The organism is Enterobacter cloacae complex sp. SHL020, from assembly GCF_049236945.1.
Classification (GTDB): Bacteria; Pseudomonadota; Gammaproteobacteria; order Enterobacterales; family Enterobacteriaceae; genus Enterobacter; species Enterobacter dykesii.
In genome coordinates, this window is record NZ_JBMKJF010000004.1 from 1 (window position 1) to 14,284 (window position 14,284).

Annotated in this window: 12 protein-coding genes and 1 rRNA gene; 5 read left to right on the forward strand and 8 right to left on the reverse strand. The window is 54.8% G+C overall.

Features of this window, described 5'->3' with window-relative positions; genetic code table 11:
- Nucleotides 1-133 precede the first annotated feature (133 nt).
- Nucleotides 134-249: ribosomal RNA gene (rrf, locus tag ACOTZB_RS11585) — 5S ribosomal RNA — on the forward strand.
- A gap of 209 nt (nt 250-458) precedes the next feature.
- Nucleotides 459-1,754, forward strand: coding sequence for an MFS transporter (locus tag ACOTZB_RS11590; protein ID WP_421627208.1), 1,296 nt, complete (start codon nt 459-461; stop codon nt 1,752-1,754).
- On the opposite strand, the gene ACOTZB_RS11595 is transcribed toward ACOTZB_RS11590, so the two are convergent.
- The 5 genes from ACOTZB_RS11595 to trxC form a co-directional block, all read right to left on the reverse strand.
- The gene (locus ACOTZB_RS11595) at nt 1,751-2,074 is read right to left on the reverse strand and encodes a YfiM family lipoprotein (RefSeq protein ID WP_024908611.1); all 324 of its coding nucleotides are present in this window, start codon (nt 2,072-2,074) and stop codon (nt 1,751-1,753) included. The genes ACOTZB_RS11590 and ACOTZB_RS11595 overlap by 4 nt on opposite strands.
- A gap of 45 nt (nt 2,075-2,119) precedes the next feature.
- The gene (pssA, locus tag ACOTZB_RS11600) at nt 2,120-3,475 is read right to left on the reverse strand and encodes a CDP-diacylglycerol--serine O-phosphatidyltransferase (protein ID WP_421627444.1); all 1,356 of its coding nucleotides are present in this window, start codon (nt 3,473-3,475) and stop codon (nt 2,120-2,122) included.
- A 110-nt stretch (nt 3,476-3,585) separates the two neighbouring features.
- A complete protein-coding gene (locus tag ACOTZB_RS11605; RefSeq protein WP_421627209.1) occupies nt 3,586-6,249 on the reverse strand; it encodes a bifunctional acetate--CoA ligase family protein/GNAT family N-acetyltransferase in 2,664 nt (887 codons plus the stop codon).
- A gap of 35 nt (nt 6,250-6,284) precedes the next feature.
- Nucleotides 6,285-6,983: a tRNA-uridine aminocarboxypropyltransferase gene (locus ACOTZB_RS11610; RefSeq protein ID WP_421627210.1), complete on the reverse strand. Its 699-nt coding sequence runs from the start codon at nt 6,981-6,983 to the stop codon at nt 6,285-6,287.
- Nucleotides 6,984-7,052: 69 nt separating this feature from the next.
- The gene (gene trxC, locus ACOTZB_RS11615) at nt 7,053-7,472 is read right to left on the reverse strand and encodes a thioredoxin TrxC (RefSeq protein ID WP_421627211.1); all 420 of its coding nucleotides are present in this window, start codon (nt 7,470-7,472) and stop codon (nt 7,053-7,055) included.
- Between the two features lie 204 nt (nt 7,473-7,676).
- Here trxC and ACOTZB_RS11620 point away from each other — a divergent pair, with 204 nt between their 5' ends.
- Nucleotides 7,677-8,807: a tRNA/rRNA methyltransferase gene (locus ACOTZB_RS11620; protein WP_023308857.1), complete on the forward strand. Its 1,131-nt coding sequence runs from the start codon at nt 7,677-7,679 to the stop codon at nt 8,805-8,807.
- A gap of 40 nt (nt 8,808-8,847) precedes the next feature.
- Here the strand turns inward: ACOTZB_RS11620 and ung are convergent, their stop codons facing one another.
- Complete coding sequence (gene ung, locus ACOTZB_RS11625) at nt 8,848-9,537, reverse strand: uracil-DNA glycosylase (RefSeq protein ID WP_023308856.1); 690 nt, start codon at nt 9,535-9,537, stop codon at nt 8,848-8,850.
- A gap of 313 nt (nt 9,538-9,850) precedes the next feature.
- Here ung and grcA point away from each other — a divergent pair, with 313 nt between their 5' ends.
- Nucleotides 9,851-10,234: an autonomous glycyl radical cofactor GrcA gene (grcA, locus tag ACOTZB_RS11630; protein WP_047652709.1), complete on the forward strand. Its 384-nt coding sequence runs from the start codon at nt 9,851-9,853 to the stop codon at nt 10,232-10,234.
- 50 nt (nt 10,235-10,284) lie between these two features.
- Here the strand turns inward: grcA and srmB are convergent, their stop codons facing one another.
- The gene (gene srmB, locus ACOTZB_RS11635; RefSeq protein ID WP_193805822.1) at nt 10,285-11,613 is read right to left on the reverse strand and encodes an ATP-dependent RNA helicase SrmB; all 1,329 of its coding nucleotides are present in this window, start codon (nt 11,611-11,613) and stop codon (nt 10,285-10,287) included.
- 132 nt (nt 11,614-11,745) lie between these two features.
- Here srmB and trmN point away from each other — a divergent pair, with 132 nt between their 5' ends.
- Nucleotides 11,746-12,483, forward strand: a complete 738-nt coding sequence (gene trmN, locus ACOTZB_RS11640; protein ID WP_047652707.1) for a tRNA(1)(Val) (adenine(37)-N(6))-methyltransferase TrmN — start codon at nt 11,746-11,748, stop codon at nt 12,481-12,483.
- On the opposite strand, the gene nadB is transcribed toward trmN, so the two are convergent.
- Nucleotides 12,468-14,087 (reverse strand): L-aspartate oxidase, encoded by a 1,620-nt coding sequence (gene nadB, locus ACOTZB_RS11645; protein WP_421627212.1) that lies wholly within the window; start codon nt 14,085-14,087, stop codon nt 12,468-12,470. The genes trmN and nadB overlap by 16 nt on opposite strands.
- Between the last annotated feature and the right edge of the window lie 197 nt (nt 14,088-14,284).

A 14,284-nucleotide genomic window follows, 5' to 3' on the forward strand; every position in this document is an offset into this window, starting at 1 on the left:
TGTGTAAGCGCAGCGATGCGTTGAGCTAACCGATACTAATGAACCGTGAGGCTTAACCTTACAACGCCGAAGCTGTTTCGGCGGACGAGACGACACAATCAAATTTCAGCCTGATACAGATTAACAGAATTTGCCTGGCGGCTTTAGCGCGGTGGTCCCACCTGACCCCATGCCGAACTCAGAAGTGAAACGCCGTAGCGCCGATGGTAGTGTGGGGTCTCCCCATGTGAGAGTAGGGAACTGCCAGGCATCAATTAGAAGAACCCCGTACCGTAAGGTGCGGGGTTTTTTGCTTTGTGCTTACCCTCTCTGGCCTTTCTCTTAATCCCTTATCCTGCTAATGGAATGTGTGATCCCTGTCGCAATGTTATTTATAACAAAATTATAACATTTCATTTACGAGGTAATTGAGTCTCCTGGCTCAATACGCCGCTGTTTATGGCAGGAGCATAATCACAATGACAGAAAGCATTACATCAAACGGGACGCTGGCTAACAGTGATACCCGAAGAAGGGTATGGGCAATCGTCAGCGCCTCTTCAGGGAATCTGGTTGAATGGTTCGACTTTTACGTCTACTCATTCTGTTCACTCTACTTCGCACATATTTTTTTCCCATCCGGCAACACCACAACGCAGCTGCTACAAACAGCGGGGGTTTTTGCTGCAGGGTTTTTAATGCGACCCATTGGGGGCTGGCTGTTCGGCCGCATAGCGGATCGTCGCGGCCGTAAGGCTTCTATGCTGATCTCGGTGTGCATGATGTGCTTTGGTTCTCTGGTGATCGCCTGCTTACCGGGATATGAATCGATTGGCACCTGGGCACCGGCGCTACTGTTACTGGCCCGCTTATTTCAGGGATTATCGGTGGGCGGTGAATACGGTACCAGTGCGACCTACATGAGTGAGATTGCACTGGAAGGCCGTAAAGGTTTTTACGCCTCATTCCAGTACGTCACGCTGATTGGTGGTCAACTGCTGGCCATTCTTGTGGTGGTGATCCTGCAGCAAATTCTGACGGACGAACAACTTCATGCCTGGGGATGGCGAATTCCTTTCGCGATGGGCGCAGTAATGGCGGTTGTCGCACTTTGGCTACGCCGTCAGTTAGATGAAACCTCTCAGAAGGAAGTCAGAACGCTGAAGGAGGCGGGAACATTCAAAGGGTTATGGCGTAACCGCAAAGCTTTCCTTATGGTGCTGGGCTTTACTGCGGGTGGCTCTCTCAGTTTCTACACGTTCACGACCTATATGCAGAAGTACCTGGTGAACACCACCGGCATGCACGCAAACGTTGCCAGCGTAGTCATGACCGTGGCGCTGTTTGTCTTTATGCTCATACAACCTATTATCGGTGCGTTCTCGGATAAAATCGGTCGACGTACGTCGATGCTGATTTTTGGCGGCCTGTCGGCGTTATGTACAGTACCTATTCTGTCTGCCCTTCAGCATGTGACTTCGCCGTATGCGGCGTTTGCGCTGGTGATGCTGGCGATGGTGATTGTCAGTTTCTATACCTCTATCAGTGGGATACTGAAAGCTGAAATGTTCCCGGCGCAGGTACGTGCTTTAGGGGTAGGGCTCTCTTATGCGGTAGCTAATGCGCTATTTGGCGGCTCGGCGGAGTACGTTGCGTTGTCGCTTAAATCATGGGGAAGTGAAACGACATTCTTCTGGTACGTAACGATAATGGGCGCACTGGCTTTTGTTGTTTCCCTGATGCTGCATCGCAAAGGGAAAGGCATTCGACTTTAATAGCGCGCCATCTGCCACACGGCATAGCCGGTCGTTGCGCCGGCGACATCCCAGGCGAAATCTTTCCAGCTCCAGCCGCTCCCTGCGGGGCGGCTATCCCACAGCTCTTTTGATGCTCCAAGACCCACTGAGAACATCAACCCTATCGCCGCACTACGATCCCGGCTGTATCCCTGATGCTGCGCATATTCATTACCGGCTGCGGACAACATCGCGGAAGCGAGGAAATGCTGGGCTTTATCCTGTCCAGACCAGTTATCGTTGGCCATATGGCTACAGCCGCTCAGAAAGAAGACGCTCAGTAACAGAGGAATACGCATCAACGGGCTCCATAAAAAAGCCCTGCGGGTGGCAGGGCCTGGATATTACAGAATACGGCTGATAAGTCGGTCGATACGGATACGACGTAAGCGGCGGATAAGCTTGCGGACTTTCACCGGGTAATCGGCAATGCTCTGCAATTCGCGGTAATGATTCACCACAGTAGTATGCGTACGAATCAGCTCCAGCTCACGTTCACGCTGTGCGGCTAACTCATGCTGCGGGTCATGGATCAGGATAGCGTTTTCCAGATCCAGTCGCCACGCGCGTGGGTTGAGGTTGTTACCGGTCAGCAGCATCCACTCATCGTCGACCCACATGCCTTTAAGATGGTAACTGTTGTCTTCGTCTTTCCAGAGGCGTACTACCAGCTGGTCAGTGTTGACGTAATACTGTAAACGGCTCAGGAAACGGCGCAGGTTAATCTCGTAGAGATAAGGCAGCGCACCGATGATTTTGAACGGCTGATCTTCAGGAATGAAGAAGTCGTTTGCAGTTTTATCGCCAACGATGATTTCCACTTTTTTACCGTCGCGCAGCAGCTGAATGATATTACGCACCAGCACGGCAGGAAGGTTAAAGTACGGCGTACAGATGGTGAGTTTCTGCTCTGCACACGGCATCAGATGGAAGATCGTTTTGTTAAGCAGGCTTGATTTGCCGAGCCCTACCAGCGGGGTAACGGATAACTCTTCGTTGTTCGCATCGCCCTGGAAATGATAGACCGCATCACGCAGCTCCTGACGGAAGGCGCGAACATCGTTTTTGATTTCCGGGCTTTTAGGACGCTCGGGATCGTCAAGGCGATTAACACCACGGCCATGGACCAGATTTTTATCAACCCAGTTAAACATGATATCGGCCATCTGCGGATTACGGATCAGATGGTAGCGGTCGTAGCGATATTTATCGAGCTGATGAAGGTAAACATCATTCAGACTTGCACCGCTGTACAGCACGCTGTCATCAATGATGAACCCCTTGAAATGAAGGACGCCGAGCGCTTCACGGGTATTTACCGGGACGCCATAAACAGGCACATCAACGCCAGGATTTTCCTGCGCCGTACGGCAATACCAGTCGGCATTAGTGTTTGAGGCGGCAGCGCCAATACGGCCACGCTGAGCGCGATGCCAGTCTACCAGCACGCGAACATCAAGTTCTGGTCGCTGACGTTTGGCTTCATAGAGCGCGTTCAGGATCCCGCGCCCGCCTTCATCCTGTTCAAGATACAGCGCCACAATGCAAATGCGTCGCGTGGCGCTGGCAATCTTTTCCAGAAGCGTCTCCCGAAAATGAGCGGGAGCGTAAAAGAACTCTACATCATCAACTGACTGAGAAATCTTCGGTAGTTGAGCAAGGTGTTGTTGATGTTTATTACGCTTAAATTTTGACAACATCACAGTGCGTTTCTTCTCTGTTCATTGAAGGGTTGTCTGTACCATGCAAACAACATAAGCGGACAATGATACCACCAGTCCCGTCCAAAGTGGGTAACATTTCCAGTAGCTTACTCGCGTTTGTCTGCTGATCTCAGACTGAGGGACAAGGCCACAATACCTTCGTCCAGCTGAATATCAACGTCAAACCCAAGTTTTCGCGCCAGGGTCACCATACCGCGATTGTTAGGCATAGTAATGCCATTGAGGCGTAACAATCCGTGATCTCGCGTATAACCGATGAGTTTTTCCAGCAGCCGTCTTCCCAGACCCAGGCCTTTAAGATCGGAGCGCACCAGCACCGCAAACTCCGCATCGACGTTATCCGGGTCAGAAATCGCACGCGTGACGCCGAGGATCTCATCCCCCTTATCGGAGCGACGAACGGCAACAAACGCCATTTCTCGATCGTAGTCGATCTGGGTCATATTGGCTAAATCATCGTGGGTAAATTCGTTGATTTCGCTAAAATAGCGATAATAAAGATCCTCTTTCGTGACCAGAGAGATAAAGGCCCGCAGCTGAGGCTCATCTTCCGGCAGAATAGGGCGGAACAAGGCGCGTTCCCCATTCTTCATCTCAACCCACTCCTCCAGCTGCAGGGGATACGGGCGGATCGCCAGACGGCTCTCTCTGTCTCCTTCGAATGGCGCGATATCCAGGGTCACGTCCAGCGCCGTAAACTCATTGCCCGAGGCGAGCAGCGGATGAATGTCCAGCCGCTGGATTTCGGCACAATCCACAATCAGGTTAGACACCTGCACCAGGAACTGACTTAACCCGGCAATATCAAGCGGGCGCAGCGCACTCCGGCCACGGATCTTTTTACTTTTAATCGCCTGGATGATCAGATAACGCGCCAGGTTCATGTTCAGCGGCGGTAGCGCCACCACCGCCTGCTCCTCCGGACGCCACTCAACGCCCCCCTCTCCCAGCATGATGAGCGGCCCGAAGACGGGATCGTGTTCGACCACCACCCGTAATTCCTGAGCCCCTGCGCGGTTGGCCATGCTTTGCACCAGCAATCCGTAGATCCTTGCCTGCGGCCAGGCCATTTTGACCCGGTCGAAAATAGCATCAGCTGCCTGCTGCACCTCTGTTGCCGTACGCAGGTATAACATAACCCCCTGAACATCAGACTTATGCGGGATATCCGGGGAACGCAGCTTCAGGGCCACCGGATAGCCAATCTGTTCGGCTATGTGCACGGCCTCTGCGCTGTCGCTGGCGATCCAGGTCGGCAGGGTTTGCATCCCGTAGCTGCCCAGAATGGGCTGAACCTCATGCGTATCAAGCGAGATCGCGCCCTCTTCGATAGCCTGCTGCAACAGCCGGTGAACGTCGACGGTGTTCGCCGTCAGATTCCCCGGCAAAGCCGGCGTCTCACGCAGTTGTTTCTGGTTGCGGCGATATTCCACCATATGCATAAACGCGGTGATGGTGCCTTCCGGCGTGCGGTAGGTTGGCAGCCCGGCCTCGCTGAACAAGCGCCGCGCCTCCTGAGAGGAAAACTCACCGCACCAGTTGGTGAGCAGGGTAACGTATTTACCGCGTGGATGGTTGCGCACGGCGTCAATAAGCGCGCGCGCGCTTTCACTGCCCGGCGCGACCGCGCTGGGGGAGTGGATGATCATCAGCGCATCGAAATCCTGGCTATCCAGCAAAATGGAGATCGCCCTGATATAGCGGTCGCTGCTGGCGTCATCGCGCAAATCAAGCGGATTGCCGGGCGTCACGCTGGTCGGAAGCGCTTCTTTCAGGCGCTGCAGCGTCTCTTCACTCAGCGTTGCCAGCTTGCCGAAGCGGCGCCACAACTCGTCAAGCGCGAGCGCGGCAGGGGCCGCACCGTTACTGACAATCATTAGCTTCTCGCCGCGCAACGGGCGCATATGGCTTAACGTCTCAACGGCAGAAAAAAGCTCGTGCGTATCCTGTACCCGCAGCAACCCCGCGCGCTGGATGGCGGCGTCCCAGGCGGGATCCATACCGGAATGCGAATGGAGTAGACGCTGTGCCGCAGGGCTTCGTCCGCTTTTGATCACCAGGATCGGCTTATTGCGCGAAGCGCTTCGCGAAGCCGAGACAAAACGACGCGCGTCGCTGAGGTGCTCAAGATAAAGCAGGATCGCGCTGGTTTTGCCGTCACGTGCCAGAAAATCCAGTAGCTCATCAACGTCGATATCCAGACTGTCGCCCAGGGCAATGAAGTAGGAGAATCCCATTTCACGCTGCTGCGCCCAGTCGAGGATGGTGTTCGATACCGCAGCCGACTGCGAGATAAACGCCAGTTTGCCTTTGCGGATCGGAACCGGAGAGAAACTGGCATTCAGCCCCTGCCAGGGGGCGAGAAGGCCCAGACTGTTTGGCCCAAGAATGCGCATTTGATAGCGGCTGGCGCAGGCCAGAAGCTCGGCTTTCTGTTCAGGCGGAGACGAGAGAATAATGCAGGTTTTACACCCTTTCTTGCCGAGTGATTCCAGCAGTTCCAGGTTACGCTTCGCGTTTGTACAAAGTACGGCAAGATCCGGCACGAAAGGCAGGCTCTGTACATCAGGCCATGCAAGCACTCCCTGAACCGCCTTATACGACGGCGTGACGGGCATGACGGGACCATTAAATCCCCCAGCCAGCAGGTTGCGCATCATCAGATAGCCAGCACGATCCGGTTTCATTGATGCGCCGATGACGGCAATGGATTTAGGACGAAGTAGCGCTTCTAACCCTCGCTGGCTCATGCAGGCCTCCTGTGAATGCAAGCGACCTGATGATTTTAAACGCTTTCTGGCTCGGGCGCTGTGACGCTGCCCTTATGAACGGTTTTTCCCGCCAGATAGCGCTCCCGGAAGCATGAGAAATGGTTGCCCAGGGCGCCAGCCGCAGCGGTATCTCCCGCTAAATCCAGAAGCGCGATGGCCACTTCGGCGGTGCAGTATTGTCCGTCAGCATGCGCTTCACGCAGGCGGTAGGTGGAGACGCGAGAAAGGTCGACAGAAATGACCGGCAGCGCGTCGAGATAGGGGCTTTTGCGAAACATTTTTCGCGCTTCGGTCCAGGTGCCGTCCAGCATGATAAACAGCGGTGGTTTACCGGATGGCGGCGCTGAAAGCACCTGGCGCTCCGCGCCTGCATAAGACGCGGGGAAAACGACCATCGGCTGATAGTCGGGGCTGGTCACTAAATCGAGCAGGGCCTGAGGCGGCTCCGTACGGGACCACTGAAACGCGGCGGTATCCGGCAGAATATCGGCGATAAGACGGCCCGTATTGCTGGGTTTCATCGGCTCGGTATCGAACATGACCAGACAAAAACGGCTCTGTGCCGTACTCGGAGCGAGCGTCTCGCACAGACAAACCTTCAGCGGCAGCAGGCAGCGCTGACAGCGGCGAATACGGTTGCCTCGGGCGAGGAACGGTCGAGTGGCGCGCGCAAGGCGTTCGGCGCGTAATCTAAGGACAGCGTTATCAGTCATGAGCGAAATGCAGGAAAAACGCTATTTTCGCAGAGGCGGGAGCGGGGCACAAGACGTGCCCCGTGAATGTTACAGCGACTCGTTTAACCAGCTTTCAAAAGGCGCTTTTGGAACCGCACCGTTGAGCATATCGATCGCTTCGCCATTTTTGAAAATCATAATGGTCGGGATGCTGCGAATACGAAAACGTGCGCTTAGTTCGGGTTCGGCTTCAGTATTGACCTTAACGAACCGCATTTTTCCGCTACGCTCTTCAGCCACATCTTCGAAGATCGGCGCGAAGCTACGGCATGGGCCGCACCATGGCGCCCAGAAATCGATCACGACAGGAAGATCGTCCTTAAGGAGTTTGTCCAGCGTAGCACCCGTCGCGTTAATGACCTCGCCATCAAATAATTCATGGCCGCAGCGTCCGCATTTCGCACCATCTTCAATCCGAGCGTCCGGAATGCGGTTAAGAGCCTGACAGTTGGCACATACGGTATTCATAACTAACCTCTGATAGAGCCGTGGGACAGCGGCACAACGCCGATAATGTTTCTAATATGTTACATATTATCAATGAGCCTGTTTGAAACAACAATGCGTTTTATTCAATGAGAACAATAGTCACAGGCTTTTGTACGAAATTATGGCTATGCGCTGGCACATCGGGTAATCTGCGCGCTTCGCGCAGCGCTGGTGGAGAAAAGCATGAACGACGAAATGAAAAACAAAAGCGGCAAGGTCAAAGTGATGTATGTCCGCAGTGATGATGACTCTGATAAACGCACCCAAAATCCGCGTACCGGAAAAGGTGGCGGGCGTCCGGCGTCTTCTCGTGCAGACGGTGGCCGTCGCCCCGCCCGCGATGACAGAAATAACCGCGGTGATGACCGCAAACGTGACGATCGGAAACGCGATGACCGTCCGCGTTCCGACCGCCCACGCAGTGACCGTCCACGCGACGATCGTCCGCGTGATGATTTCTCACGTGATAACGCCTCCCCGTGGCGCACCGTTTCTCGCGCCCCTGGCGATGAGACGCCGGAAAAAGCCGATCACGGCGGCATCAGCGGTAAAAGCTTTATCGACCCGGAAGTACTGCGCCGTCAGCGTGCGGAAGAGACCCGCGTGTATGGCGAGAACGCCTGCCAGGCGCTGTTCCAGAGCCGTCCTGAGTGTATCGTCCGCGCCTGGTTTATCCAAAGCGTGACCCCGCGCTTTAAAGAAGCGCTGCGCTGGATGGCCGCGAACCGTAAAGCCTACCACGTGGTGGATGATGCGGAGCTGACCAAAGCGTCCGGTACTGAACACCACGGCGGCGTCTGCTTCCTGATCAAAAAGCGTAACGGTACGACCGTGCAGCAGTGGGTCAGCCAGGCGGATGCCGATGACTGCGTGCTGGCGCTGGAAGATGTGGGCAACCCGCACAACCTGGGCGCAATGATGCGCAGCTGCGCGCACTTTGGCGTGAAAGGCGTGCTGTTGCAGGATGCCGCGCTGCTGGAATCCGGCGCCGCGATCCGTACTGCTGAAGGCGGAGCCGAGCACGTACAGCCGATCACTGGCGACAGCGTTCTGGACGCCCTCGAGCAGTTCCGTAAAGCGGGTTATTCCATCGTGACCACCTCGAGCCATGCCGGTACGCCGCTGTTTAAAGCGACGTTGCCGCGCAAAATGGTGCTGGTATTAGGTCAGGAACGTGATGGTCTGTCTGACGCGGCGCTTTCCAGTGCGGATCTGAGCGTCTCTATCGACGGAACTGGCAATGTGGAAAGTCTGAACGTATCCGTTGCGACCGGCGTACTGCTGGCCGAATGGTGGCGTCAGAACAAGGCATAAGCCTCTTAATGTGCCGGGTCAGGCCCGGCACATTCAAATCCTACTCGCTCTCTGCCGGTAATACAGGCATCCAGTCAATCGGCTTTTCGCCACGTTTTTCCAGCCATTCATTCGCCAGAACAAAATGATTACTGCCAAAGAAACCGCGATGCGCAGACAGCGGTGACGGGTGCGGTGCCTTGAGCACGTGATGACGCTGACGATCGATAATCGCCCCTTTCTTCTGCGCGTGAGAACCCCAGAGTAAAAACACCACCCCTTCACGATGCTCGTTGATAAGGCTGATGACTTTATCGGTAAACGTCTCCCAGCCCAGACTGGCGTGCGAGTGCGCCTGACCCGCCCGTACGGTAAGCACCGTATTCAGTAACAGCACGCCCTGGCGCGCCCAGCTTTCCAGGTAACCGTGGTTTGGCCGGGTAAAACCGGGCACGGTTGCTTCAAGCTCTTTATACATGTTGAGCAGAGAAGGGGGGATAGCCACACCCGGACGAACGGAAAACGCCAGCCCATGCGCCTGCCCGGGGCCGTGATAGGGATCCTGACCCAGAATGACCACTTTCACATCGCTCAGTTCGGTGTAGCGAAAGGCGTTGAACACGTCTTTCTGCGGCGGGTAAATCGTCTGTCCGGACTGACGCTCAGCGGCAACGGTGCTGAGCGTATTGATAAAATAAGGCTGCTGCTTTTCTTCTGCCAGCACGTCATGCCAGGTTAAAGGTGTCGTCATCTCGCTCTCCTGCGAATCTCAATCTGTGACTAGCTTACCTGTTTAGCCCCGGTGAGCAAAATTACGTGCTGAAATACGTGCTAAGTGGCTAAATTTATTTTGAAAAGATACAGAGTGAGTTTAATTGGTAAGGCTGTGAAATTGATCTAAAACAATAAATTCAAACCACACTCTTTATGTGGTTGGTGTTTTTGTTGATTTAAATCAATAAATCACCGGGGTGTGAATGTTATATATACACACAAGAAACAATGGTTTTACCAATTGGCCGCGAAAGGCCAGCATCAGTTAATGTAGCCTAGGGAGGCAACACATGATTACAGGTATCCAGATTACTAAAGCTGCAAATGACGATCTGCTCAACTCTTTCTGGCTGCTGGACAGCGAGAAAAACGAAGCGCGCTGCGTCGTTGCGAAAGCGGGTTTTGCTGAAGATGAAATCGTGCCGGTGAACAAACTGGGCGAAATCGAATACCGTGAAATTCCAATGGAAGTGAAACCGGAAGTGCGCGTGGAAGGGGGTCAGCACCTGAACGTTAACGTGCTGCGCCGCGAAACGCTGATGGATGCCGTTGAGCACCCAGAAAAATACCCACAGCTGACCATCCGCGTGTCTGGCTATGCGGTTCGCTTTAACTCACTGACTCCAGAACAGCAGCGCGACGTTATCGCTCGTACCTTTACTGAAAGCCTGTAACGGCTTCAGTAGGGGGGAATAAAAAAGCCGGGGATTTCCCCGGCTTTTTTTTACTCTTCAGTTTTCGTCTCTTGTGCGGCAGAGCTTGGCTTACGTCGCTTACCAATATTCTTGGTATCGCGGTGGCGCTGCTTCACACGCGGTTTCTCTTTTTCTTTCTCTTTTCTCTCCGCACGTTTTGCGAGCGCTTTCTTGGACGGTTTACCCGTCATCTTTTCACTCGGCGCACGCGTGGTCGGGCGGAGTTCGTCAATAACGCGCGCTTTCAGCGGCTCATCAACATAGCGGCCAATCTTCTGCAGCAGCAGGTAGTCATGCGCTTCGACCAGTGAAATCGCAATCCCTTTGCGGCCCGCGCGGCCGGTACGGCCAATACGGTGCAGGTAGGTATCTCCGCTGCGCGGCATATCGAAGTTAATGACGTGGCTGACGTCCGGGATGTCGATTCCGCGAGCGGCTACGTCTGTCGCAACCAGTACGTTAACGCGGCCATCGGTCAGGCGCTTGATGCCTTCGGTACGCTTGATCTGCGCCATCTCGCCTTCAAGATAGCAGTTGTTGATCCCGGCGTTACGCAGCATTTCAGCCAGCTCGTGCACGCGCTCGCGCTTGCGCACAAATACGATTGTGCGCAGTGCATCTTCCTGTTTGAGCAGGTGTTTCAGCAATTCGACCTTGTGCTCGAGGTTATCCGCGCGGTAGTACCACTGGTGGATCTTCTTACGCTCGCGGGTGGACGGCGTCGCCGAGACTTCCACCGGATCTTCCAGCAGACGCTCTGCGAAGTCCTTGATCGCTTCCCCTTCGAGAGTGGCAGAGAACAGCATCGTCTGGTTACGCCAGCGCGTTTCCCCTGCAATGTGTTCGATATCCTGTGCGAAGCCCATGTCCAGCATGCGGTCGGCCTCGTCGAGGATCAGCGTTTCAACCGCGCGGCAGTCGAAGTTCTCTTCTTTAATGTATTGCAGCAGGCGGCCCGTCGTTGCAACGACGATGTCCTGGTTTTCGCTGAACACTTCGGCGTGGTTCATATACGCAACGCCGCCGGTGATGGTGGCGATATCCAGATGAGTATTTGCCGCGAGTTCACGCGCGTGATCGGCAACCTGCATTGCCAGTTCGCGCGTAGGCGTCAGGATCAAAATACGCGGCGGGCCAGATTTTTTACGCGGAAAGTCGAGCAGATGCTGCAACACAGGCAGCAAATAGGCTGCTGTCTTCCCCGTGCCGGTTGGCGCAGAACCGAGCACATCGCGGCCCTCAAGCGCAGGCGGAATGGCCGCTGCCTGAATGGCGGTCGGGCGTGTAAAGCCTTTGCTCTCAAGTGCATTGAGCAGGCTTTCATCGAGTTCAAGTTCGGAAAAAGTCGTTACAGTCATGTTCTACCTCTGTGTGGGGCGCTGATTATAGACGTTACGGCTGTAATCTTCATCTGTTTGTATGGATATCGCTTTTCGGCCACTTCGCTTTCCCCTATGCTACTCCAGTTTCACTTAGAAGGTTGTCCTGACATGTCTCAACTCAAAGCGCAGCTGCGCCGCGATGGTTTTACCTTTAAACAATTTTTTGTCGCTCACGATCGCTGTGCCATGAAGGTCGGTACAGACGGTATTTTACTGGGAGCGTGGGCGCCTGTCGCAGGTGTTAAGCGTATTCTTGATATCGGTACCGGCAGCGGGCTGGTGGCGTTGATGCTGGCGCAGCGTACGGAAGAACATGTCATCATTGATGCCGTCGAACTGGACGCGCAGGCCGCAGAGCAGGCGAGTGACAATATGGCCGAATCCCCCTGGGCAGCCCGAATGAAAGTGGACTGCGCAGATGTGCTCGCCTGGGCGCCTGAACAAACCGCACGTTACGATTTGATCGTCAGCAACCCTCCCTACTACGAGCCCGGCGTTGAGTGCGGGACACCCGAGCGTGAACAGGCGCGTTATACCGGCTCCCTCGATCATAAAGCGCTGCTTACCAGCGCGGCAGAACTCATCTCCGAAGAAGGTTTTTTCTGCGTGGTCCTGCCAGAGAGTACCGGCAACACGTTTATCGGCATCGCGCAGGAGATCGGCTGGACGTTACGTCTGCGTACCGATATTTCGGATACGGAAGGTCGACTGCCGCACCGCGTGCTGCTGGCGCTCTCGCCAAAAGAGGGTGAATGCTTTAATGACCGAATGGTAATCCGTGGGCCAGACCAGCGTTATTCCGAAGATTACACTGCCCTGACCCAGGCGTTTTATCTGTTTATGTAAACCTGCGGGGCGAGTATCGACGGGCCGGACTCAGCCAGCTGATCAGGGTAGTCCAGGGTATAGTGCAGCCCGCGGCTCTCTTTACGCATCATCGCGCAGCGAACAATAAGCTCGGCAACCTGCACCAGATTGCGCAGCTCCAGTAGGTTATTGGATACGCGGAAATTGGCATAATACTCATCAATTTCCTGCTGCAGCATGGTGATGCGGCGCAAGGCGCGTTCCAGGCGTTTCGTGGTGCGCACAATCCCCACGTAGTCCCACATAAACAGCCGTAGCTCATGCCAGTTGTGCTGTATCACGACCAGCTCGTCCGGGTTATCCACGCGGCTTTCATCCCAGGCAGGCAGGTGCTCTGTCTCGCGGGCGTAAGGCATGCGCTTCGAGATGTCTTCCGCCGCTGACCAGCCGTACACCAGACACTCAAGCAGCGAGTTAGAGGCCATACGGTTCGCGCCGTGAAGTCCGGTATAGCTGACCTCACCGATAGCATACAGACCGTCTACGTCAGTACGTCCATGATCGTCAACCATTACGCCGCCGCAGGTATAGTGTGCCGCTGGCACAATGGGCACCGGATCGCGCGTTAAATCAATGCCAAGATTGAGCAGCTTTTCATAAATCATCGGGAAATGCTGGCGAATGAACTCTGCTGGCTTATGGCTGATATCGAGATACATGCAGTCCACGCCAAGACGCTTCATTTCATGGTCGATGGCGCGAGCAACGATATCGCGCGGGGCCAGTTCGCCCCGGGCGTCAAAGTCGGGCATAAAGCGGGAGCCATCAGGGCGTTTCAGATAAGCGCCTTCACCGCGCAGGGCTTCCGTCAGCAGGAAGTTGCGCGCCTGAGGGTGGAACAGGGCGGTGGGGTGAAACTGATTAAATTCGAGATTCGCCACCCGGCAGCCTGCGCGCCAGGCCATAGCGATACCGTCTCCGGAGGCAATGTCCGGGTTCGTGGTGTACTGATACACTTTAGAGGCGCCGCCCGTCGCCAGGACTACAGCCTTTGCCTGACAGGTTTCCACCTTCTCTTTATTTCGGTTCCAGACCCAGGCGCCCACCACGCGACGCGTGCCGGGCAGGCCAATCTTGTCAGAGATAATCAGGTCAACGGCATTGCTTCGCTCGAGAACCCGAATATTAGGATGGTTCAGCGCTTTGCTGACCAGCGTGGTTTCCACTTCTTTTCCGGTGGCATCCGCTGCGTGCAGGATGCGGCGGTGGCTATGGCCGCCTTCGCGAGTCAGGTGGTAGCTCTCTTCACCGTTGGGTTGAACCTGAGTATCGAACAAGACGCCCTGGTCGATGAGCCACTGAACGCAGTGACGGGCATTGCTGGCGACAAACTCTGCGGCGTGTGCATCCACGATCCCGGCCCCGGCAATGAGCGTATCTTCGACGTGGGAAGCAATGCTGTCTGTCTCATCAAACACGGCGGCAATGCCGCCCTGGGCATAAAACGTGGAACCTTCACTTATAGGTCCTTTACTCAGAACGATAACGTTTTGATGCTCGGCCAGGCGCAGCGCCAGAGAGAGACCGGCAGCGCCGCTACCGATGATCAGTACATCACAATGGAGTTCAGATGTTGAGTTCATGATTGTTGTTTAATTTACTAAACAGTGTTGGGTCAGAATAGCACCTGAATGCGATTTATCGCACGTATTTTTTTAGAGGCTGTCGCAATGGCTAAACGCGTAAGCGGAGGTAAACGGAGGGTAAATGAGTGAAATTATTTTGCGAAGCAGATCGTTAGCGTCAGATTTTGTGGTGAAATAAAGCCTGTGTTGCGTTA

Coding starts and splice junctions, on each gene's coding strand:
- ACOTZB_RS11610 (WP_421627210.1), bottom strand. CDS start 6,983: ATGACTGATAACGCTGTCCTTAGATTACGCGCCGAACGCCTTGCGCGC.
- pssA (WP_421627444.1), bottom strand. CDS start 3,475: ATGTTGTCAAAATTTAAGCGTAATAAACATCAACAACACCTTGCTCAA.
- ACOTZB_RS11620 (WP_023308857.1), top strand. CDS start 7,677: ATGAACGACGAAATGAAAAACAAAAGCGGCAAGGTCAAAGTGATGTAT.
- ACOTZB_RS11605 (WP_421627209.1), bottom strand. CDS start 6,249: ATGAGCCAGCGAGGGTTAGAAGCGCTACTTCGTCCTAAATCCATTGCC.
- ACOTZB_RS11590 (WP_421627208.1), top strand. CDS start 459: ATGACAGAAAGCATTACATCAAACGGGACGCTGGCTAACAGTGATACC.
- grcA (WP_047652709.1), top strand. CDS start 9,851: ATGATTACAGGTATCCAGATTACTAAAGCTGCAAATGACGATCTGCTC.
- nadB (WP_421627212.1), bottom strand. CDS start 14,087: ATGAACTCAACATCTGAACTCCATTGTGATGTACTGATCATCGGTAGC.
- trxC (WP_421627211.1), bottom strand. CDS start 7,472: ATGAATACCGTATGTGCCAACTGTCAGGCTCTTAACCGCATTCCGGAC.
- trmN (WP_047652707.1), top strand. CDS start 11,746: ATGTCTCAACTCAAAGCGCAGCTGCGCCGCGATGGTTTTACCTTTAAA.
- ACOTZB_RS11595 (WP_024908611.1), bottom strand. CDS start 2,074: ATGCGTATTCCTCTGTTACTGAGCGTCTTCTTTCTGAGCGGCTGTAGC.
- ung (WP_023308856.1), bottom strand. CDS start 9,537: ATGACGACACCTTTAACCTGGCATGACGTGCTGGCAGAAGAAAAGCAG.
- srmB (WP_193805822.1), bottom strand. CDS start 11,613: ATGACTGTAACGACTTTTTCCGAACTTGAACTCGATGAAAGCCTGCTC.